Raw genomic sequence first — 21,908 nt, forward strand, 5'->3', positions numbered from 1 at the left:
GAAGGTGCACCCTCGACCAGGGCACAGGATGTCTTTACGGAGACTTTAGATTGCTCCGGGGGGTGCTATGCCCCCGGGTGACGGGACGTGACAATCGCCACGGGTGGGGTGGCTCCGCGTCACTCCACCACATGGCGGCCCTCCGGACGCGCACTGCACGAGGCGCGGAAGGCGCAGTGCGTGCAGTGCTGGCCGGTCGTGGGGGCGAAGCGTTCGTCGAGGACCTTGCCCGCGGCCGTTGCGAGGAGGTCGCCGATCCACTCTCCGGAGAGGGCCTCCTGGGCCTGCACCTTCGGGAGGGCTTCGCCGCCGTTCTTCTTGGCGGCGCCTTGGCGCAGCTGCACCAGTTCGGCACCGCCCGGCTCGGGGCGTACGCCTTCGAAGAGCTCGTCGGCGGCGCCCTCTCGGACCGCCAACTGGTAGACCGCGAGCTGTGGATGGCGGGCGACCTCGGCCGCGCTCGGGGACTGCTTGCCGGTCTTGAAGTCCACTACGTAGGCGCGGCCTTCCGCGTCCTGTTCGACCCGGTCCATGGAACCGCGCACACGTACTTCGTAGGGCCCTGCTTCCAGCGTCACGTCGAAGCCGTGCTCGCTGGCGACGGGGGTGCGGCTCGCGCGGTCCATCACATGCCACTGGAGGAAGCGCTCCAGCGCCACGCGCGCGTGCTCCTTCTCCTGCGCCGACTTCCAGGGCGCGTCGAACGCGAGCGCGTCCCACACCGAGTCGAGGCGCTCCATGAGGACGGCAAGGTCGGCGGGGGTCCGGCCGGAGGCCACCTCGTCGGCCAGGACGTGCACCACGTTGCCGAAGCCCTGGGCGGTGGTCGCGGGCGCGTCCGCCTTCACCTCGCGGCCCAGGAACCACTGCAGGGAACAGGTGTTGGCGAGCTGGTCGAGTGCGCTTCCGGAGAGCACGACGGGCTTGTCGCGGTCCCGCAGGGGCACCTCGCTCGCCGTCGGCTCGTACATGCCCCACCAGCGGTAGGGGTGCGCGGCAGGCACGAGGGGGCGGCCGTCGGTGTCGCCGAGCGCGGCGAGGCGGGCCAGGCGCTGGGCCGCGGCCTCGCGCAGGGGTCCGGAGACGCGCGGGTCGACGGTGGTGGCGCGCAGCTCGGCGACGAGTGCCGCGACGGACAGCGGACGGCGCGGGCGGCCCGTTATGTCCTTGGGCTCGACGCCGAGTTCGGTCAGGAAACGGGACGGCTGGTCGCCGTCTTCCGCGGGTGCCTTCACCGCGGTCACGACGAGTCGTTCCCGCGCGCGCGTGGCGGCGACATAGAACAAACGGCGCTCTTCGGAGAGGAGCGCTCCGGGGGTCAGCGGCTCGGCGAGGCCGTCGCGCCCGATGCGGTCCGCCTCCAGGAGGGAGCCTCGGCGGCGCAGGTCGGGCCAGAGCCCCTCCTGGACGCCCGCGACCACGACGAGCCGCCATTCGAGGCCCTTGGAACGGTGTGCCGTCATCAGACGCACGGCGTCGGGGCGGGCCACCCTGCGCGTGAGCGTGTCCGCGGCGATGTCCTGCGCCTCGGTCTCCTCCAGGAAGTTGAGGGCGCCGCGACCGCCCGTGCGCTCCTCCGCGCGGGCCGCGGCCGCGAACAGGGCGCACACGGCGTCGAGGTCACGGTCGGCGTTGCGGCCCGCCGCGCCGCCGCGCCGGGCGGTGCGTTCCAGGCGCTTGGGCCAGGGCGTGCCGTCCCACAGCTCCCACAGCGCCTCCTCGGCCGTGCCGCCGCCCGCGAGGCGCTCACGGGCCTTGCGGAGCAGCGCGCCGAGCCGCTGGGCGCCGCGGGCGTACGTCGGGTCGTGCGCGACGAGCCGCTCCGGCTCGGCGAGGGCGCGGGCCAGCAGCTCGTCGGAGGGCGGCGGCAGGTGGTTGCCCGCCGCGCGCTCCTCCTCGCGCAGGGCGCGGCCGAGGCGGCGCAGGTCGGCGGCGTCCATACCGGCCAGCGGGGACGTCAGGAGGGTGAGAGCGGTCTCGGTGTCGAGCCAAGCGGGAACGGTCGCTCCGGTTCCGGGCCTCTCTTCCTCTCCCTCAGCCTCTCCCTCAGCCTCTCCCTCAGCCTCTTCCTCTCCCTCAGCCTCTGTTTCTCCGTCCGCCTCTGTTTCTCCGTCCGCCTCGGACTCGGGCTCCTGGTCCGGCTCAGGCTTCTGCTCCTGGTCCGGCGCCGACGCCGCCTCCGAATCAACCGCCATCGCCACCACCCGCAGCGCCGTAAGCAGCGGCGTCACCGCCGGTTCGTGGCGCAGGGCGATGTCGTCGCCGTCGATCTCCAGGGGGACGCCCGCCGCGCTGAGGCTGCGACGGACCGCGGGGATCGTGCGGGCACCCGCGCGGACCAGGACCGCCATGTCGCCCCAGGGAACGCCGTCCTCCAGGTGCGCGCGGCGCAGGATGTCCGCGATGTTGTCGAGCTCCGTACCGGCCGTCGGGTACGTGTATACCTCGACGCCGCCGCCGTCCCTGACCGGCGTCGGCTCGCGGTGGGCCCGCACCTTCTCCGCGGGCAGCCGGGTCAGCGGCATGCGCCGGGTGAGCAGCCGCGTGGCGGCGAGGAGCCGCGCGCCCGACCTGCGGGAGGTCGCGAGGACCTCGACCGGCGCCGGAGACCCGTCCACCCGCGGAAAGGCGTCGGGGAACTCCAGGATGCCGTTCACATCGGCACCCCGGAAGGTGTAGATCGACTGGTCGGGGTCACCGAACGCGACCAGGGTGCGGCCGCCCCCGGCGAGCGCGTGCAGCAGCCGCACCTGCGCCGGGTCGGTGTCCTGGTACTCGTCCACGAAGACCGCGTCGTACTGCGCGCCGAGCGCCCGCGCCACCTCGGGACGCTGCGCGAGCAGCACCGCGCGGTGCACCAGTTCCGCGTAGTCGAGCACTCCTTGGAGGTCGAGCACGTCCAGGTACTCGGCGAGGAAGGCCGCCGCCGCGCCCCAGTCGGGACGGCCGCTGCGGCGCGCGAAGGCGTCCAGGGCGTCCGGGCCGAGACCGAGCTCACGGCTGCGGGCCAGCACCGCACGCACTTCGTCGGCGAAGCCGCGGGTGGTGAGGCAGGCACGGAGCTCGTCCGGCCAGCGGATGTGGCCGTGCCCCTCCTTGGCGAGGTCGATCTGTCCCGCGAGCAGTTCCCGTACCGCCACGTCCTGCTCGGGGCCCGACAGGAGCCGCAGCGGCTCGACGAACAGCTCGGCGTCCTGGTGGGCGCGGACGAGGGCGTAGCAGAAGGAGTGGAACGTCGTGGCCTGCGGGGCACGCGCCGCTCCTATGCGCAGCGCCATGCGGTCGCGCAGCTCCACCGCAGCCTTGCGGCTGAAGGTGAGCACCAGGATCCGCGCGGGGTCCCCGCCCTTGGCGACACGCGCGGCGACGGACTCCACGAGGGTGGTGGTCTTGCCCGTGCCGGGCCCCGCCAGGACGAGCAGCGGGCCCCCCTCGTGGTCAACCACACGGCGCTGACCTGCGTCCATGCGAGGGGGATCCATCAGCGCCGGCGGCGTACGCACCAGTCGGTAGCCATCTCGGGTCCCCTGTCGTACCTGGTGGTGCGACGGGTGCCGGATGTGCCGAGTGGAAGAAGGGGAACTCACGTGGGTCGCCGGTCCTGGTGGGTGTGCTGGTCGATGAGCGGCTGCGCGGTGGCCGCGGGGTGAGGGGGATGCGTGCTGTCGACGCTACGCCAGTGGGCACGGAGGACGCGTGCCTTCCCCCGTACGGGCCACTGGTCCCCCGTCGGGCCGCCGGATGCCGGAAGCTGTCAGGTGTGATCCTCCGGAGCCGCACCGTCCCACCGCGCCTGCCGCATGTCGAGCTTCGGGACGTGCCCCTGCGCGGCACGCGAAGCCTGCCGCAGCGGCGTGCCCTCCTCGCGGTACCGCTCCAGGGCCCTCAGCTCGTGGCCGGGAAGGAGCACGCCGTCCGAGCGGACGACACGCCACCACGGAACGCCCCCTCCGTAGAGGGCCAGCACGCGCCCGACCTGTCGTGGGCCGCCTTCCTCCAGCCACTCGGCGATGTCCCCGTAGGTCATCACCCGCCCCGGAGGAATCAGTTCTGCGACCTCGAGGACCCGTTCCGCGTACTCCGGCAGCTCGCTCATCCGGACCATCCTGCCGTACCCCACCGACACGGTGACGGGCTCGGCACGGAGTGTGCCGCGACCCCTGCGACAGGGCGCAAAGTGTCGTTTCGTGACCACTTCGCAGCCTTGCGTTGCCCCCTGCTGCCCCCCTTCACGGGCGGGACATGCCACCATCGTGCGGGCGATGACTGGTGATACGAGATCAAGAAGAGACGACGGAACGGCAGGGCGTGCATCCCGATGAGAAGGCGGGCACCTCTGCGTCCGAGTCACACCTGGACACCGGTGAGCGCGCCCTGAAGAGCGAACAGAGCGAGAAGAACGAACAGAGCGGAACGAACGGACCGACCGAGTTCGACGACGGCTCCGACTGCGCCGCGGGCGACGGGGCGCACACCGACCGCGTGGAGCGCGACGAACCGCTCCTCGCCGCTCGTGTGCACCGCCCGTCCGACCTCATGCGGCTCCTCGTCGGCGTCCTCGCCATCGCCGTGCTCCTCTCGATCGCCGCGTTCGCGCACGGCACGACGTCCGGTCTCGAACAGGACATCGACAAGGGCACGGACCGGGCGCCGGACCTGCTGATCAAGGTCGCGGGCCTGGTCGCAAGCATCGGCGTACTGCTCGTCCCCGTCGCGTTCGCGATCGAGCGGCTGATCAAGCGGGACGGGCTGCGCATCGCCGACGGCGTCCTGGCGGCCGTGCTCGCGCACGGCGTGACGCTCGCCACCGACCTCTGGGTCGCCAAGGCCGCCCCCGGCTCCATCCAGGACGCGCTGACCAAGCCGTCCCCCTCGGACCTCCACGCGTTCACCGATCCGGTGCACGGCTATCTCGCGCCCGTCATCGCGTACATGACGGCCGTCGGCATGTCCCGCAGACCACGCTGGCGCCTGGTGCTGTTCGTGGTGCTGCTGCTCGACGCGTTCACGATGCTCGTCACCGGCTACACGACGCCCTTCTCGATCATCCTGACGGTGCTCATCGGCTGGGCCGTGGCGTACGGAACGCTCTACGCGGTCGGCTCGCCGAACGTGCGGCCCACCGGGCAGACGCTGCTCGCGGGCCTGCGGCACGTCGGCTTCCACCCCGTGAGCGCCTCCCGCGAGGAGTCCCCCGACAGCGAGCACGGTGATCGCGGCCGCCGCTATTTCGTCACCCTGGAGGACGGGCCTCCGCTGGACGTCACGGTCATCGACCGCGAACAGCAGGCGCAGGGCTTCTTCTACCGCGTCTGGCGCAGGCTCACCCTGCGGGGCATCACCCAGCGGCGCAGCCTGCAGTCCCTGCGCCAGGCGCTGGAGCAGGAGGCCCTCCTCGCGTACGCGGCCATCGCGGCCGGGGCGAACGCGCCCAAGCTGATCGCCACCTCCGAGCTCGGCCCCGACGCCGTGATGCTCGTCTACGAGCACACGGGCGGCCGCACCCTGGACTCGCTGCCGGACGACGCCATCACCGACGAACTGCTGTGCGACACGTGGCGGCAGGTACAGGCACTGCAGTCCCGCCGGATCGCACACCGCAGGCTCGCGGGGGACGCGATTCTGGTGGATCGTTCCGGCACCGTGATCCTCACGGATCTGCGGGGCGGTGAGATCGCCGCGGGCGACCTGGTCCTGCGCATCGACATCGCCCAGCTCCTGGCCGCACTCGGCCTGCGGGTGGGCGCCGAACGCGCGGTCGCCACCGCCGTCGAGATCCTCGGTCCCGACGCCGTGGCCGACTGTCTGCCGCTGCTGCAGCCCATCGCCCTCACCCGCTCCACCCGCTCCACCCTGAGCAAGCTGGCCCGGGAACGGTCCCAGCGCGAGCGCGACGCCGTCCTGGAGGCCTCCCGCAAGTCCCGGCAGAGCGTGCGCGCCGAGGTGACCGAGGACGGCCGGGCCGACAAGCAGTCCTCGAAGCAGGAGAAGCAGGCGGCCAAGCAGGAGCGGCAGGCCGAGAAGCAGGCCATAGACGACGCCCTGGACCAGGCCCGCGAGGAGGACCTGCTCACGCAGATCCGCCACCAGGTGCTGCTCATCCGTCCGACGGCGCCGGTCGAGCCCGCGCAGCTAGAGCGAATCAGGCCGCGCACGCTGATCAGCTTCATCGCCGGTGCCATCGGCGCCTACTTCCTGCTCTCGCAGCTCACGCACGTCGAGTTCGGCACGCTCTTCCAGGAGGCGGAGTGGGGCTGGGTGGCGGCGGCCGTGGGCTTCTCCATGCTGAGCTACTTCGCCGCCGCGATGAGCCTGCTGGGCTTCGTGCCGGAGCGGGTGCCGTTCCTGCGGGCGGTGGCGGCGCAGGTCGCCGGGTCGTTCGTGAAGATCGTGGCGCCCGCGGCGGTCGGCGGTGTCGCGCTGAACACACGGTTCCTGCAGCGGTCCGGCGTGCGCTCGGGGCTCGCGGTGGCGAGCGTCGGCGCATCGCAGCTCTTCGGGCTCGGCTCGCACATCCTGCTGCTGCTGATCTTCGGCTATCTGACAGGGACGGAGAAGACGCCGTCGTTCACGCCGTCCCGCACCGTCATCGCCGGTCTGCTGTCGGTCGCGGTGCTGGTCCTCGTGGTGACCGCCATCCCGTTCCTGCGGAAATTCGTCGTCACGCGCGTGCGGTCGCTTTTCGCCGGTGTCGTGCCGCGCATGCTGGACGTCCTCCAGCGGCCGCAGAAGCTGCTCACCGGCATCGGCGGGATGCTGCTGCTCACCCTGATGTTCGTGCTCTGCCTGGACGCCTCGGTGCGGGCCTTCGGCAACGAGGAGATGACCTCACTCAGCCTGGCGAGCGTCGCGGTCGTCTTCCTCGCGGGCAACGCCCTGGGATCGGCGGCGCCCACGCCTGGCGGTGTGGGTGCGGTCGAGGCGACGCTGACCCTCGGTCTGATCGCGGTGGGGGTGCCCAAGGACGTGGCGGCGCCCGCGGTGCTGCTCTACCGGCTTCTCACGCTGTGGCTTCCGGTGCTTCCGGGGTGGCTGTTCTTCAACCACCTGACGAGGAAGGGGCTGCTCTGACCCGACCGCCCCGAGCGGTCTCGGAGCCCCGACCGCCCCGAGCGGCCTCAGAACAGCAGCAGGAGCACGGCGAGCAGCAGCGCCGCTCCGACGACCTCCACCGCCCCGACCACCGGCACCTTGAGGCCCTTCCCCGGCAGCACCACCGCGCGCGCGAGGTAGGCCGCGAACAGGACCGCGAGCCAGGGACTGATCGCGTACGCCGCGGGCACGGCGAGTGCGTGGTATGTCACCGACGCCCGGTAGTACGCGCGTGAGTCGCGCTCCCGGATCATCGTCTTCACGTACGGCACCGTGCCCGCGAAGAACAGCAGGCAGGCGAGGGCCGGGCGCCACCCGTCGGAGAGCGCGCCGCCGCCCATCCGCAGCGTGACGAGGAGCATGCCGCAGGCAGGGACCACCGCGGCCAGGCCGTTGAGCAGGGCCCGTTCCTTGTTCCGCCACGCATACCAGGTGTTGATGGCCACGAAGGGTGCGGCGCAGGCGGCCACGAGCAGCAGCCAGGGGTACGCGAACAGGAGCGGCACCCCGAACACCGCGGAGACCGCCGCGGCGGCGAGGGCGGGGCGCACATGGCGGCGCGGGGCCCTCGGATTGCGGGAGAGGCGGCGCAGCCGGAGCCACTGCTGTGCGTGGAACGCGGTGACGTACCCCGCCAACCAGGCCACGAACAGCGGCAGATGGGCCCACCTGGGCCCTTCGCCCGAGCCGTCGCCAAGGAACACGCCCACCGTGAAGGGCACCGCGAGCATGGCCCACGCGCCGTGCTGGTTCGGCAGCCACGAGCGGAGTGCGCTCCGCTTCTTCCTACCCATGCGTACCAGCATCCCAGCACAGGGCCCGAGAAATTCCGGAAAGAGGTCACCCCTTAACAGGACCTAAGTCCCCGGGGTCCCAACCTCCGCCAGGCTTAGGGTCGTTGCAGGCAGCACGTGCCGTGCGGCCTTTTCTTCGGGACGGCCAGGAGATGTGACGTTGCAGCAGAGGAAAGACATCGCTGAGACGCTCGTGAAGGCCGGGAGTTTCTTCACCCGGGCCGCGGAGACTTCCGCGGATCTGCACCGGGTGCAGCACACCGGCGGCCGGGACGGAGAAGCCTTCTACCGCGACCGGTGGAGCCACGACAAGGTCGTGTATTCCACGCACGGCGTGAACTGCACGGGATCGTGCCGCTGGAAGGTGTACGTCAAGGACGGCATCATCACCTGGGAGACGCAGGCCACGGACTATCCGTCCGTGGGCCCCGACCGTCCCGAATACGAACCCCGCGGATGTCCGCGCGGAGCCTCATTCTCCTGGTACACGTACTCCCCCACGCGCGTGCGCTACCCCCATGTGCGCGGAACGCTTCTCGAGATGTACCGGGAGGCGAAGGCGCGGCTGAAGGACCCCGTCCTGGCCTGGGCCGACATCCAGCGCGACCCCGAGCGCCGCAGGCGGTACCAGCGGGCGCGCGGCAAGGGCGGCCTGGTGCGGGCGAGTTGGGACGAGGCCGTCGAGATCGTGGCGGCGGCGCACGTGCACACGATCAAGGAGCACGGTCCCGACCGTGTCGCGGGATTCTCCCCCATTCCCGCGATGTCGATGGCATCGCACGCCGCGGGCGCCCGTTTCCATTCCCTCATCGGCGCCCCGATGCTTTCCTTCTACGACTGGTACGCGGATCTTCCGGTGGCCTCTCCGCAGGTGTTCGGCGACCAGACGGACGTGCCGGAGTCGGGTGACTGGTGGGACGCCGCGTATTTGATGATGTGGGGCTCCAATGTGCCGGTGACGCGGACTCCGGACGCGCACTGGATGACGGAGGCGCGCTATCGCGGGCAGAAGGTCGTCACCGTGTCGCCGGATTTCGCGGACAACACGAAGTTCGCCGACGAATGGATGCACCCGCACCCCGGAACGGACGGCGCACTGGCCCTGGCAATGGGGCACGTCATTCTCCGGGAGTTCTTCGTCGAAAAGGAGACACCGTTCTTCAAGGACTATGTGCGCCGCTATACGGACCTGCCTTTCCTGGTCACGCTCGACGAGACCGACAAGGGCCTCGTGCCGCACAAGTTCCTCACCGCGGCGGATCTCGGCGAGACGGCGGCGGAGAGCGAGAACGCCCGGTGGAAGACCGTCCTGATCGACGACGCGACGGGTGAGCCGACCGTCCCCAACGGCACGCTCGGCCACCGCTGGGGCACGTCGGAGACCCCCGACTGGAACCTGGACCTCGGCGACACCGTGCCCCGGCTCACGCTCTACGGAGAGGGCACCGCGGAGATCGTGCTGCCCCGCTTCGAAGAGGGCGGGCAGGGCGACGGCGGTGTCGTACGCCGAGGAGTTCCCGTCCGGCGCATGGGCGACCGGCTCGTCACCACCGTCTACGACCTGATGCTCGCCCAGTACGGCGTCCCGCGCGCGGGGCTGCCCGGCGAGTGGCCGACCTCCTACGAAGACGCCTCCCAGCCCGGCACGCCCGCCTGGCAGGAGACCCTGACGTCCGTGCCCGCGGCGCAGGCCACGCGCGTGGCACGCGAGTTCGGCGAGACGGCCGAGGCCTCGCAGGGGCGCTGCATGATCCTCATGGGGGCGGGGACCAACCACTGGTTCCACGCGGAGACCACCTACCGCGCGTTCCTCGCGCTGCTCACGCTCACCGGCTGCCAGGGGCGCAACGGCGGCGGATGGGGGCACTACGTAGGGCAGGAGAAGTGCCGCCCGGTGACCGGCTGGGCGACGCTCGCGAGCGCATCCGACTGGGGGCGGCCGCCGCGGCACATGATCGGCGCGGGCTGGTTCTACCTGCACACCGACCAGTGGCGCTACGACACGCTGCCCGCCGAATCCCTCGCGTCCCCGCTGGGAGAGGGCCGCTTCGAGGGGATGACGGGCGCCGACTGCCTCGCCGCCTCCGCCCGCATGGGCTGGATGCCGTCGTACCCGACCTTCGACCGCAACCCGCTGGATCTGGGAGCGGCCGAGGATCCCGTGGCCGACACCGTGCGGGAGCTCAAGGAGGGCACGCTGGGCTTCGCGGGCGAGGACCCCGACGCGCCCGGCAACTGGCCGCGCGTGCTCAACGTATGGCGGGCCAACCTGCTCGGCTCGTCCTCCAAGGGCAACGAGTACTTCCTGAAGCATCTGCTCGGCACGCACTCCAACCTGCCCGACGACGGGCCGCGTTGCGCGCCGCGCGATGTGAAGTGGCACTCCGAGGACGTCGAGGGGAAGCTCGATCTGCTGCTCTGCCTCGACTTCCGGATGACGTCCACGACGCTGCTCTCCGACGTCGTCCTGCCGGCGGCCACCTGGTACGAGAAGCACGACCTGTCGTCCACCGACATGCACCCCTTCCTGCACGCCTTCACACCGGCCGTGGACCCGCCCTGGCAGGCGCGCACCGACTACGACGCGTTCCTCGCCGTCGCGCGCCGGTTCGGCGAGCTGGCGGGCGAGCACCTGGGCGTGCGCCGCGACCTCGTCGCCACGGCGCTGCAGCACGACACCCCGGGCGGCGAGATGGCCCAGCCCGGTGGTGTCGCGCTCGACTGGTCGAAGGGCGAGTGCGAGCCCGTCCCCGGGCGCACGATGTACAACCTGGCCGTCGTGGAACGCGACTACGGAGCCGTCGGCGAGAAGTTCGCGGCGCTCGGCCCGCTCGTCGACGAGCTCGGGGTCACCACGAAGGCGGTCACCTTCGATGTCGCCGAGGAAGTCGCGTACCTGAAGGAGAAGAACGGCACGGTGCGCGGCGGCACCGCCGACGGCAGGCCCCGTCTGGACACCGCCCAGCGGGCCTGTGAGGCGATCCTGTCGCTCTCCGGGACCTCCAACGGCCGCCTGGCCACCCAGGGGTTCGAGACGCTGGAGAAGCGCGTCGGCACGGAGATGGCGCACCTGGCCGCCGAGGCCGAGGGGAAGCGGATCACCTTCGCGGACACCCAGGCCCGCCCGGTACCGGTCATCACGTCGCCCGAGTGGTCGGGCAGCGAGTCCGGAGGGCGCCGCTACACCGCGTTCACCGTCAACACCGAGCACCTGAAGCCCTGGCACACGCTCACCGGGCGCCAGCACTTCTTCCTCGACCACGACTGGATCCACGAGGTCGGCGAGGCGCTGCCCGTCTACAAGCCGCCGCTGGACATGCACCGCCTCTACGGAGAGCCCGAGTTGGGCTCCCGGACGGAGGGCCGCGAGGTCGCCGTGCGGTTCCTGACGCCGCACAACAAGTGGGCGATCCACTCCCAGTACCAGGACAACCTCTACATGATGACGCTCGGCCGCGGCGGGCAGACGGTGTGGATGTCCCCGCAGGACGCGGACGCCATCGGCGTGAAGGACAACGAGTGGATCGAGGCCGTGAACCGCAACGGCGTCGTCACGGCCCGCGCGATCGTGTCCCACAAGATGCCTCCGGGGACGGTCTACATGAACCACGCCCAGGAGCGGACCGTCGGCGTCCCGAAGACGGAGAAGACGGGCCGCCGCGGCGGCATCCACAACTCCCTCACCCGGATCATGCTCAAGCCCACCCATCTGGTGGGCGGATACGCCCAGTTGACGTGGGCGTTCAACTACCTGGGCCCGACGGGCAACCAGCGTGACGAGGTGACGGTCATCCGCCGCCGCGACCAGGAGGTCTCCTACTGATGCGCGTGATGACGCAAGTGGCCATGGTGATGAACCTCGACAAGTGCATCGGCTGCCACACCTGCTCGGTCACCTGCAAGCAGGCGTGGACGAACCGCAAGGGCACCGAGTACGTCTGGTTCAACAACGTCGAGACGCTCCCCGGACAGGGCTATCCGCGCCGCTGGGAGGACCAGGAGCGCTGGAAGGGCGGCTGGGAGCGGACCAGGTCCGGGCGGCTCCGGCTGAGGGCCGGAGGGCGCCTCAAGCGGCTCGGCCAGATCTTCGCCAACCCCGAGCTGCCTGAGCTGTCGGACTACTACCAGCCCTGGACGTACGAGTACAAGAACCTCACCGACGCCCCGGCGGGCGACGACATGCCCGTCGCCAAGCCGGTCTCGCAGGTGACGGGCGAGCCCATCGGCACCATCGAGTGGGGCCCCAACTGGGACGACAACCTCGGCGGCGCCCCGGAGCACGGCCCGAAGGACCCGCTGGTCGAGAAGGTCCGCGACGAGGTGGGCGAGAAGATCCGCTTCGAGTTCGAGCAGAGCTTCATGTTCTACCTGCCGCGGATCTGCGAGCACTGCCTCAACCCCGCGTGCGTCTCGTCGTGCCCCTCCGGAGCGATGTACAAGCGCGTGGAGGACGGCATCGTCCTCGTCGACCAGGACCAGTGCCGCGGCTGGCGGATGTGCGTGACCGGCTGCCCCTACAAGAAGGTCTACTTCAACCACGCCACCGGCAAGGCCGAGAAGTGCACCTTCTGCTTCCCGCGCGTGGAGGCCGGGATGCCGACCATCTGCTCGGAGACCTGCGTCGGGCGCATGCGCTACCTGGGCGTGATGCTGTACGACGCCGACAAGGTCGCCGAGGCCGCCGCCGTGGAGGACGAACAGGACCTCTATCCCGCACAGTTGGAGTGCTTCCTCGACCCGCACGACCCGGCGGTCGTGGCCGCAGCGCGCGCCTCGGGCATCACCGACGAGTGGCTCGACGCGGCCCGCCGCTCCCCCGTGTACGACCTGATCAGGACGTACCAGGTGGCGCTGCCGCTGCATCCGGAGTACCGCACGATGCCGATGGTTTGGTACGTGCCGCCGCTGTCCCCGGTGGTCGAGGCGGTGGCCGCGGCGGGCCGCGACGGGGAGGACGCGGGCAACCTCTTCGGAGCGATCGACGCCATGCGGATCCCCGTGGAGTACCTCGCCGCGCTCCTCACCGCGGGCGACACCTACGCCGTGGAGGCGGTGCTGCGCCGGATGGCCGCCATGCGCGCCTACATGCGCCGCGTCAACCTCGGCCAGGAGCGCGACGAGTCCATCGCCTCGGCGGTCGGCCTCACCGGCCAGGAGATGGAGGACATGTTCCGGCTCCTGGCGATCGCCAAGTACGAGGACCGGTACGTGGTCCCGACCGCCGCCCGCACCGACGCGGACGCCCTCGCGGACGCGCATCCCCTGAATGACATGGCCGAGGGCTGTCCGGTGGCCGATGCCCCGGGCAGCGCCTCCGAAGAGCGCGTCATGCTCAACCTCAGCCCCACCCGGAGGAGCGCATGACCCCCGACGCCGTCGTCCGGCTCGTCGCCGGGCGGCTCCTGCAGTACCCGGACGCGCAGCTGTACGCGGACCTGGACCTGCTCCACGAGGCGACCGGCCACCCGCTGCTGCGGGAATTCATCGCCCACGCGCGCGTGCAGCGCCCCCTGGACCTCGCCGCGCACTACACGGGCGTCTTCGACACCCGCAACCGCCGCTGCCTGTACCTCACTTGGTGGTCGGACGGCGACACCCGCAACCGTGGGCTCTCCCTGGTGCGCATCAAGCAGGTGTACCGCGAGCACGGCCTCGAGTTCGCCTCCAAAGAGCTGCCGGACTTCCTGCCGGTGCTCCTGGAGTTCGCCGCGCGCGAGGAGACCGCGGGCACCGCCCTCCTGGAGGAGCACCGGGCCGGACTCGAACTCCTGCGGCTCGCCGTCACCGACGCGGACACCCCCTACGCGCGCGTGCTGGAAGCGGTCTGCGGGACGCTCCCGGGCCCCTCTCCGAAGACGCGTGCCGAGGCGAAGGCCCTCGCCCGCAGCGGGCCGCCCCGCGAGACCGTCGGACTCGAACCCTTCGGCCCCGGTGTGGACCTCCCCTGGCCCACCGTCCCCGCCGCCCAGGAAAGGACCCCGGCGTAATGGACCTCCTCCTGTGGGGTGTCATGCCCTATGCCGCCGTCACCCTGCTGATCGCGGGCCTGGCCTGGCGGGCCCGCTACGACCGGTTCGGCTGGACCACGCACTCCTCGCAGTTGCAGGAGTCACGTCTGCTGCGCATCGGCTCGCCGCTCTTCCACTTCGGGATGGCGTTCGTGGTGCTCGGCCACGTCGTGGGTCTGGTGATCCCGGACAGCTGGACCGACGCGGTGGGCGTCAGCGACCACACGTACCACCTGATGGCGGTCTCCACCGGCGCGGTCGCGGGCGTCGCGGCCGCCGTCGGGATCGGCATCCTCGTGTACCGGCGCTGCAAGGTGCCCGCCGTCCGCAAAGCCACCCTCCGTAGTGACCACGTGATGTACACGGTGCTGCTCGGCGCCATGCTGCTCGGGCTCGTCGCGACCGTCCTGAACTCCTCCGGAGCGGTCGACTACAACTACCGCGAAGGCATCTCCGTCTGGTTCCGGAGCCTGTTCACGCTCCAGCCCGACTACCGGCTGATGGGCGCCGCGCCCCTCGCCTTCAAGCTGCACATCGTCTTCGGCTTCGCGCTGTTCGCGCTGATCCCCTTCTCGCGGCTCGCCCACATCTTCAGCGCGCCCTTCAAGTACGTCTTCAGGCCGTACGTGGTCTACCGCAGCCGGGACCCGGAGCAGCTCGCGAACCGGCGGCCGAAGCCGGGCTGGGAGCGGGCCTCGTGAGCCGGGTCGTGCGGCGCCCGCGGCACGCCGTCGCCGAGCGCCCCTTCATCGTCATCTGGGAGGCCACGCGCGCGTGCCCGCTGGCCTGTCTGCACTGCAGGGCCGAGGCACAGCCCGCACGGGACCCGCACGAGCTGGACGGCGCGGACGCCCGCCGCCTCATGGACCAGATCGCCGCCTTCGGGAAGCCGAGCCCGCTCTTCGTGATCACGGGCGGCGACCCGTTCCAGCGGCCCGACCTCACCGACCTCGTCGCGTACGGAACGGCGCTCGGGCTCCGCGTCGCCGTCTCCCCCTCGGGGACACCGACGCTGGACCGCGCGAACCTGGCCGCGGTGCGCGAGGCGGGCGCCGTCGCCCTGTCCCTGAGCGTCGACGGATCCACGGCCGAGCGGCACGACGCCTTCCGGGGCGTGAACGGCGTCTTCGAATGGACCCTCGACGGCTGGCGCACGGCCCGCGAACTCGGCCTGAAGGTGCAGATCAACACCACCGTCACCCGCAACAGTCTGGAAGACCTCGCGGACATCGCGGCCCTGGTGCGCAGGGAGGGCGCGATGCTGTGGAGCGGCTTCGTGCTCGTGCCGACGGGCCGCGGCGAACAGCTCTCCTCGCTCACCCCCGACGAGGTCGAGGACGTCCTGCACTTCCTGTACGACACGGGCGCGGTGCTGGCCACCAAGACCACCGAGGGCCACCACTTCCGCCGCGTGGCGCTCCAGCGCACGCTGTTGGAACGGCACGGGGAGCAGCCCCAGTTGGGCCCCCTGTACGCACGCCTGACCGCACGCGCGCGGGTGCTCGGTCTGCACGGCGGGGAGCGGCGTGCGGTGCGCAGGCCGCCCATGGACGTCGGCTCGGGGCGCGGCTTCGTCTTCGTTTCGCACACCGGAGAGGTCCATCCCAGCGGCTTCCTGCCGCTGTCGGCCGGGAACGTGAAGCACCATCCGCTGATCGACATCTACCGCGGCTCCGCCCTGTTCGCGACGTTGCGCGACCCTGCGCTGCTCGACGGCGCGTGCGGGCGCTGCGAGTTCAACACCGTGTGCGGAGGCTCCCGTTCACGTGCGTACGGGGCGACGGGCCGGGTGCTCGCCGCCGATCCCTGGTGCGCGTACGAGCCGGGGAGCTTCCCCTACCAGGACGAGCTGCGGGAGCTGCTCACGGAAGGGAGCGCGGCATGACGCGTTCAGTGATCGTCGTCGGCGGGGGCATCAGCGGTCTCACCGCGGCCTGGCGGCTGCGCGGCGACGCGGAGGTGACCGTGCTGGAGGGCGCCCCCCGCATCGGCGGCAAGCTGCGCACCGGCACCCTCGCGGGGGTCCCCGTCGACGAGGGCGCCGAGTCACTGATGGCGCTGCGTCCGGAAGCCGTGCGCCTCGCGCAGGAGGTCGGCCTCGGCGACGCGCTGTGCGACCCGGCCCCCGCGCCCACCACCCTGTGGTCGAACGGCGCGCTGCGCCCGCTGCCGCCCGGCCACGTCATGGGCGTCCCCACCGAACCCGATGCGCTGGCGGGCACGGGGCTGCTGTCCGACGAGGGGGCGGCCCGGCTGCGCCACGAGGACACGCTGCCCGCGGAGCCGGTGGCCGATGACGTGTCCGTGGCCGAGTACCTGGGCGGCCGGATCGGCCAGGAAGCCGTCGACCGGCTCGTGGAACCGCTGCTCGGCGGGGTCTACGCGGGCCGCCCCGACCGGCTCTCGCTGCGCGCCGCGCTGCCGCGCGTGGCCGCGGTCGCGGAGCGCGGGGAGCCCCTCCTTGCGGCGCTGCGCCGGATGCGTACGCCCGGCGGCGGGGCCTCCCCGCGCGCGGGCGCCCCGCGGACCGTCCCCGTCCAGGGGCTGCGCGGCGGCACCGGGCGCCTTCCGCTCGCCGTCGCCGGGGCGAGCGGGGCCCGGGTGCTCACCGGCACGCGCGCGCGTGAGCTGCAGCGCACCACGGCAGGACGGTGGCGGGTCCTCGCCGTCACGGGTGACGGTCCTCTCCTCCTGGAGGCGGACGCGGTGGTCCTCGCCGTGCCCGCGTACGAGGCCGCGGAGCTGCTGCGGCCGCACGCGCCGCTCGCCGACGCCGACCTCGGCGCGATCCAGCACGCCAGCACCGCCGTGGTGACCCTGGCGTTCCCGCGGGCGCAGGCGCTCACCCGGGCGGACGGCAGCGGGCCAGGCCACGGCCCCGGGGACGCGTTCCCCGAGGGCAACGGCTTCCTGGTGCCCGCCGTCGACGGCCGCACCCTCAAGGCCGCCACGTTCCTCAGCAACAAGTGGCGGTGGCAGCGCGAGGCGGCGCCCGACGTGTTCCTGCTGCGTACCTCGATCGGCCGCGTCGCCGAGGAGCACCGGCTCGCCGTCCCCGACCGCCATCTGGTCCGCAGCTCGGTCATCGAGCTGCACCGGGCCCTCGGCTCCATCGGCGAGCCCGTCGCGGCCCGCGTCACCCGCTGGGAGCGCGGCCTCCCGCAGTACGGCGTCGGGCACATCGAGCGCGTCGCCCGCGTCCGCGAGGCCGTCGGCAAGCTGCCGGGGCTCGCGCTGTGCGGCGCCGCGTACGACGGCGTGGGCGTCGCCGCGTGCGTGGCGACGGGGACGGCCGCGGCCCAGCAGATCGCGGAAGGCTGACGCGGGGGCCGGGGCCCCCAAGGCAGCCCCCAAGCCCCCTCCTGCCCCTCCATACCCACACCAAGTGGCTGATTCCTCACCCACACGGACCGCGCCCCGAGCGCCCCGTCAGGACCCGCCGCAGGATGGGCACATGCCCACACAGTCCAAGCCGCGCGCGACCGCTCTGGCCGCCGCCACCCTGCTCCTGTCCGCCACCCTCGCGGGGTGCGGCGGCAGCGACGACTCCAAGGACGAGGATCTGTCGGCTCAGAAGCTGAGCTGGAAGGACTGCCCCGCGCCCGACGCCGCGGAGGGCGGCGGCGACGCCCCGTCCCCGCTGCCCGGCGGCGCCGAGTGGCAGTGCGCCACGATGAAGGCTCCCCTCGACTGGTCGAAGCCCAAGGGCGACACGGTCGACATCGCATTGATCAAGGCGGCCACGAGCGGCGACAAGGGCGACCGCATCGGCTCGCTCGTCTTCAACTTCGGCGGTCCCGGCGGCTCGGGCGTCACCACGCTGCCCGCCTTCGGAGAGGACTACGCCAAGCTGCGCACCCGCTACGACCTGGTGAGTTTCGACCCGCGCGGCGTCGGCCGCAGCGCGGGCATCAAGTGCGAGGACGACTCCGACCTCGACACGTACTTCCAGCAGGACTCCACGCCCGACGACGACGCCGAACAGAAGAAGCTCCTCGACAACGTGCGGGGCTTCAACAACGGCTGCGACAAGAACGCGGGCAAGACGCTCCCGCACGTCCGCACCACCGACGCGGCCCGCGACATGGACCTGATGCGCCAGGTGCTCGGCGACGACAAGCTGCACTACTTCGGCATCTCCTACGGCACGGAACTCGGCGGCGTCTACGCACACTTGTTCCCCAAGAAGGTGGGACGGGCCGTCTTCGACGCGGTCGTCGACCCCACGGAGACCGCCGAACAGGGCTCACTCGGCCAGGCGAAGGGGTTCCAGCTCGCGCTCGACAACTTCGCGAAGGACTGCACGTCACAGCTGGCGGACTGCCCGGTCGGCGACACCGAGCAGGACGTCAAGGACCGGATCGCGAAGCTGCTGGAGGACCTGGACAGCAAGCCGATCCGCGGCCTCCCGCCGCGCGAGCTGACGCAGACCGCCGCCACCAACGGCATCGCGCAGTCCCTGTACTCCAAGGACTTCTGGCCGTACCTCACCCAGGGCCTCGAAGAGGCCTACGACGGCGACGGCAAGATCCTGATGGCGCTCTCCGACTCGATGAACGGGCGCAACGAGGACGGCGAGTACAGCAACATCCAGTCCGCCAACGTCTCGATCAACTGCGCGGACGACAAGGCGCGTTACGACGCGGAGTTCGTGGAGAAGAGGCTCCCCGAGTTCCGCAAGGCATCCCCCCTGTTCGGCGACTACCTCGCGTGGGGCATGGTCGGCTGCACCGACTGGGCGGTCCAGGGCCAGGCCGACCACCCCGACGTGAGCGCCGAGGGCGCGCCGCCCATCGTCGTCATCGGCAACACCGGCGACCCGGCCACGCCGTACGAGGGCGCCCGCAAGATGGCGGACGAGCTCGGCAAGGGCGTCGGCGTCGAGCTGACGTACAAGGGCCAGGGACACGGGGCGTACGACAGCAAGAACAAGTGCGTACGCGGTGCGGTGGACGGCTACCTGCTGGCAGGGACGACCCCGAAGGCGGGCACGGTCTGCTCCTGACCTGCACCGTCCTGCGACCCGGCGGCCCGGCGGGCCCACCCGTGAGGGCCCGCCCCGGCGCTGTCGGTGATCCCACCTAATATGGCCTGACTGTCTTCCGAGGGGGGAAGCGCCTCTATGCAGCGTTTCGTACGGTCCGCGGCCCTGGCCGCAGCAGGAGTGCTGGTGGCGGGCCTGGCCGCCGGTTGCGGTGCGTCCGACGACGGGGACGGGAGCGACGGGAAGAACCCCTCGGCGACCGGTCCCGAGCCGAAGCCCAAGCCCGACCCCTCATCGACCCTGCCCGCCTCGCTGACCTCCCAGAAGCTGGACTGGAGCGGCTGCAAGGCACCCGAGGGCGGCAGCGCCCCGGGCGCCGAGTGGCAGTGCTCGACGCTGAAGGTCCCCCTCGACTACGGCAAGCCGGGCGGCGAGACCATCGGGGTCGCCCTGATCCGTGCCAAGAGCACGGGCAAGGGCGACCGTATCGGCTCCCTCGTCTTCAACTTCGGCGGCCCGGGCGGCTCGGGCGTCTCCGGCCTCCCGTCCTTCGCCGACTCGTACGACTCGCTGCGCGAGCGGTACGACCTGGTGAGCTTCGACCCGCGCGGGGTCGCGGGCAGCGAGGGCGTGCGCTGCCGGGACGACGACGCGACCCAGGCCGCGGAGAAGAAGGTCGACCTCACGCCGGACACCGCGGCCGAGGAGAAGGCGTACTTCAAGGACGCGGCCGACTTCGGTGCGGGCTGCGCACAGGCCTCGAAGAAGCTCATCGGGCACATCTCGACGGCCGACGCCGCCCGTGACATGGACGTCCTGCGCCAGGTCCTCGGCGACGACAAGCTGCACTACTTCGGCGTCTCGTACGGCACCGAACTCGGCGGCACGTACGCCCACTTGTTCCCTCGGCGCGTCGGCCGCCTGGTGTTCGACGCGGTCGTCGACCCGAGCGCGGACTCGATCGGCCACGCGGAGAACCAGGCGCGGGGCTTCCAGCGCGCCCTCGACAACTACTTCAAGTCCCGCGGGGAGGACCCCAAGGCGGGCGCCGCGAAGATAGAGAAGCTGTTCGAGCGCCTGGACGCCGAGCCGATGCGCACTTCGAGCGACCGGAAGCTGACGGAGTCCCTCGCGCACACCGGAATCCTGGTCACCCTCTACAGCAAGCAGACCTGGCCCTCGCTGACCCGCGGCCTGGAGGACGCCGAGAAGGGCGACGGCTCGGCGCTGCTCCAGCTCGCCGACGCCTACAACGAACGCGATGCCTCGGGGCGCTACAGCACGCAGAGCCACTCGCAGCGGGCGATCTCCTGCCTGGACACCAAGGCGCGGACCACTCCTGCGGAGGCGAAGCAGCGCCTGGACCGGTTCCGCGGGATATCGCCGGTGTTCGGGGAGTTCCTGGGCTGGGACACGGCGGGCTGGTGCCACGAGTGGCCGGTGGCCGGTCTGCACGAGTCCCCCGAGGTGAGCGCGGAGGGCGCCGCCCCGATCCTCGTCGTCGGCAACACCGGCGACCCGGCCACGCCCTACGAGGGCGCCCGCAAGATGGCGGACGAGCTCGGCAAGGGCGTCGGCGTCCACCTGACCTGGAAGGGCGAGGGCCACGGGGCGTACGGCAACGGCAGCTCCTGTGTCGACGGCGCGGTCGACACGTACCTGCTGGAGGGCACCCCGCCGAAGAACAACAAGACCTGCGACTCCTGACCCAAGAAATCTGATCAAAAACCTGATCAAAAAAGGGGGCCCGCACCTTGAAGGTGCGGGCCCCCTTTTGGGCCGTTCAGGCCCTACGCCTAGTAGACCGGCTTGTCGGGCTCGATCTGGTTGACCCAGCCGATCACGCCGCCGCCCACGTGCACCGCGTCCGCGAAGCCCGCGGACTTCAGCACCGCGAGGACTTCCGCACTGCGGACACCCGTCTTGCAGTGCAAGACGATCTTCTTGTCCTGCGGGAGGTCCTGGAGCGCGTTGCCCATGAGGAACTCGTTCTTCGGGATCAGCTTGGCGCCGGGGATCGAGACGATCTCGTACTCGTTGACCTCGCGGACGTCGATGATCTCGATGCTCTCGCCGTCGTCGATCCACTCCTTGAGCTGCTTGGGAGTGATCGTCGAACCGGCCGCCGCCTCCTGGGCCTCCTCGGACACGACGCCGCAGAAGGCCTCGTAGTCGATGAGCTCGGTGACGGTGGGGTTCTCGCCGCAGACCGCGCAGTCGGGGTCCTTGCGGACCTTCACCTGGCGGTACTGCATCTCCAGGGCGTCGTAGATCATCAGGCGGCCGACGAGCGCGTCGCCGGTGCCCGTGAGGACCTTGATCGCCTCGGTGACCTGGATGGAGCCGATCGACGCGCACAGCACGCCGAGCACGCCGCCCTCGGCGCAGGAGGGGACCATGCCGGGCGGCGGGGGCTCCGGGTAGAGGCAGCGGTAGCAGGGGCCGTGCTCGCTCCAGAAGACGGACGCCTGGCCGTCGAAGCGGTAGATGGAACCCCACACGTACGGCTTGTTGAGCAGCACACACGCGTCGTTGACCAGGTAACGGGTCGCGAAGTTGTCGGTGCCGTCGACGATCAGGTCGTACTGGCTGAAGATGTCCATCACGTTGTCGGCCTCGAGCCGCTCTTTGTGGAGGATCACGTTCACGTACGGGTTGATGCCGAGGACCGAGTCCTTCGCGGACTCCGCCTTGGAGCGGCCGATGTCCGCCTGGCTGTGGATGATCTGCCGCTGGAGGTTGGACTCGTCGACCTCGTCGAACTCGACGATGCCGAGCGTGCCGACACCCGCCGCGGCCAGGTACATCAGCGCCGGCGACCCGAGGCCGCCGGCGCCGACACACAGCACCTTGGCGTTCTTCAGCCGCTTCTGCCCGTCCATCCCGACGTCGGGGATGATCAGGTGGCGGGAGTACCTGCGAACCTCATCGACGGTGAGCTCGGATGCGGGCTCGACCAGGGGTGGCAGCGACACGGGGACTCCGTTGGTCGGTAATGCGGAACGGTTGTTCTGCAAGTAACACTGCCAC

Annotated in this window: 13 protein-coding genes; 9 read left to right on the forward strand and 4 right to left on the reverse strand. The window is 71.2% G+C overall.

Annotation, left to right across the window (positions count from 1 at the left end):
* Positions 1–119: 119 nt before the first annotated feature.
* Positions 120–3,587 carry an ATP-dependent DNA helicase gene (locus ABZV77_RS04505; protein WP_356250262.1) on the reverse strand — a complete coding sequence of 1,156 codons (3,468 nt, stop codon included), beginning with the start codon at positions 3,585–3,587 and terminating at the stop codon, positions 120–122.
* 167 nt (positions 3,588–3,754) lie between these two features.
* A complete protein-coding gene (locus ABZV77_RS04510) occupies positions 3,755–4,096 on the reverse strand; it encodes an MGMT family protein (protein WP_356250264.1) in 342 nt (113 codons plus the stop codon).
* 173 nt (positions 4,097–4,269) lie between these two features.
* Here ABZV77_RS04510 and ABZV77_RS04515 point away from each other — a divergent pair, with 173 nt between their 5' ends.
* Positions 4,270–7,071 carry a lysylphosphatidylglycerol synthase domain-containing protein gene (locus ABZV77_RS04515; protein ID WP_356250266.1) on the forward strand — a complete coding sequence of 934 codons (2,802 nt, stop codon included), beginning with the start codon at positions 4,270–4,272 and terminating at the stop codon, positions 7,069–7,071.
* Between the two features lie 47 nt (positions 7,072–7,118).
* Here the strand turns inward: ABZV77_RS04515 and ABZV77_RS04520 are convergent, their stop codons facing one another.
* Positions 7,119–7,886, reverse strand: coding sequence for a YwiC-like family protein (locus ABZV77_RS04520; RefSeq protein ID WP_356250267.1), 768 nt, complete (start codon positions 7,884–7,886; stop codon positions 7,119–7,121).
* Between the two features lie 160 nt (positions 7,887–8,046).
* Between ABZV77_RS04520 and ABZV77_RS04525 the strand changes: the two genes are divergently transcribed.
* The 8 genes from ABZV77_RS04525 (at position 8,047) to ABZV77_RS04560 (ending at position 20,585) form a co-directional block, all read left to right on the forward strand.
* Positions 8,047–11,709 carry a nitrate reductase subunit alpha gene (locus tag ABZV77_RS04525; RefSeq protein WP_356250269.1) on the forward strand — a complete coding sequence of 1,221 codons (3,663 nt, stop codon included), beginning with the start codon at positions 8,047–8,049 and terminating at the stop codon, positions 11,707–11,709.
* On the forward strand, positions 11,709–13,250 hold the full coding sequence (narH, locus tag ABZV77_RS04530) for a nitrate reductase subunit beta (protein ID WP_356250271.1): 1,542 nt from the start codon (positions 11,709–11,711) through the stop codon (positions 13,248–13,250). The genes ABZV77_RS04525 and narH overlap by 1 nt, the downstream gene beginning before the upstream one ends.
* Positions 13,247–13,873, forward strand: a complete 627-nt coding sequence (gene narJ / locus ABZV77_RS04535) for a nitrate reductase molybdenum cofactor assembly chaperone (protein WP_356250273.1) — start codon at positions 13,247–13,249, stop codon at positions 13,871–13,873. The genes narH and narJ overlap by 4 nt, the downstream gene beginning before the upstream one ends.
* Positions 13,873–14,595 carry a respiratory nitrate reductase subunit gamma gene (narI, locus tag ABZV77_RS04540; protein WP_356250275.1) on the forward strand — a complete coding sequence of 241 codons (723 nt, stop codon included), beginning with the start codon at positions 13,873–13,875 and terminating at the stop codon, positions 14,593–14,595. The genes narJ and narI overlap by 1 nt, the downstream gene beginning before the upstream one ends.
* Positions 14,592–15,779, forward strand: coding sequence for a TIGR04053 family radical SAM/SPASM domain-containing protein (locus ABZV77_RS04545; RefSeq protein ID WP_356250277.1), 1,188 nt, complete (start codon positions 14,592–14,594; stop codon positions 15,777–15,779). The genes narI and ABZV77_RS04545 overlap by 4 nt, the downstream gene beginning before the upstream one ends.
* A complete protein-coding gene (gene hemG, locus ABZV77_RS04550) occupies positions 15,776–17,215 on the forward strand; it encodes a protoporphyrinogen oxidase (RefSeq protein WP_356250279.1) in 1,440 nt (479 codons plus the stop codon). The genes ABZV77_RS04545 and hemG overlap by 4 nt, the downstream gene beginning before the upstream one ends.
* Before the next feature lie 133 nt (positions 17,216–17,348).
* Positions 17,349–18,899 carry an alpha/beta hydrolase gene (locus tag ABZV77_RS04555; RefSeq protein WP_356250281.1) on the forward strand — a complete coding sequence of 517 codons (1,551 nt, stop codon included), beginning with the start codon at positions 17,349–17,351 and terminating at the stop codon, positions 18,897–18,899.
* Positions 18,900–19,016: 117 nt separating this feature from the next.
* Complete coding sequence (locus tag ABZV77_RS04560; RefSeq protein WP_356250283.1) at positions 19,017–20,585, forward strand: alpha/beta hydrolase; 1,569 nt, start codon at positions 19,017–19,019, stop codon at positions 20,583–20,585.
* An 89-nt stretch (positions 20,586–20,674) separates the two neighbouring features.
* On the opposite strand, the gene moeZ is transcribed toward ABZV77_RS04560, so the two are convergent.
* Positions 20,675–21,853 carry an adenylyltransferase/sulfurtransferase MoeZ gene (moeZ, locus tag ABZV77_RS04565; RefSeq protein ID WP_356250285.1) on the reverse strand — a complete coding sequence of 393 codons (1,179 nt, stop codon included), beginning with the start codon at positions 21,851–21,853 and terminating at the stop codon, positions 20,675–20,677.
* Positions 21,854–21,908 lie beyond the last annotated feature (55 nt).

This window comes from Streptomyces sp. NPDC004732, from assembly GCF_040609235.1.
GTDB lineage: Bacteria > Actinomycetota > Actinomycetes > Streptomycetales > Streptomycetaceae > Streptomyces.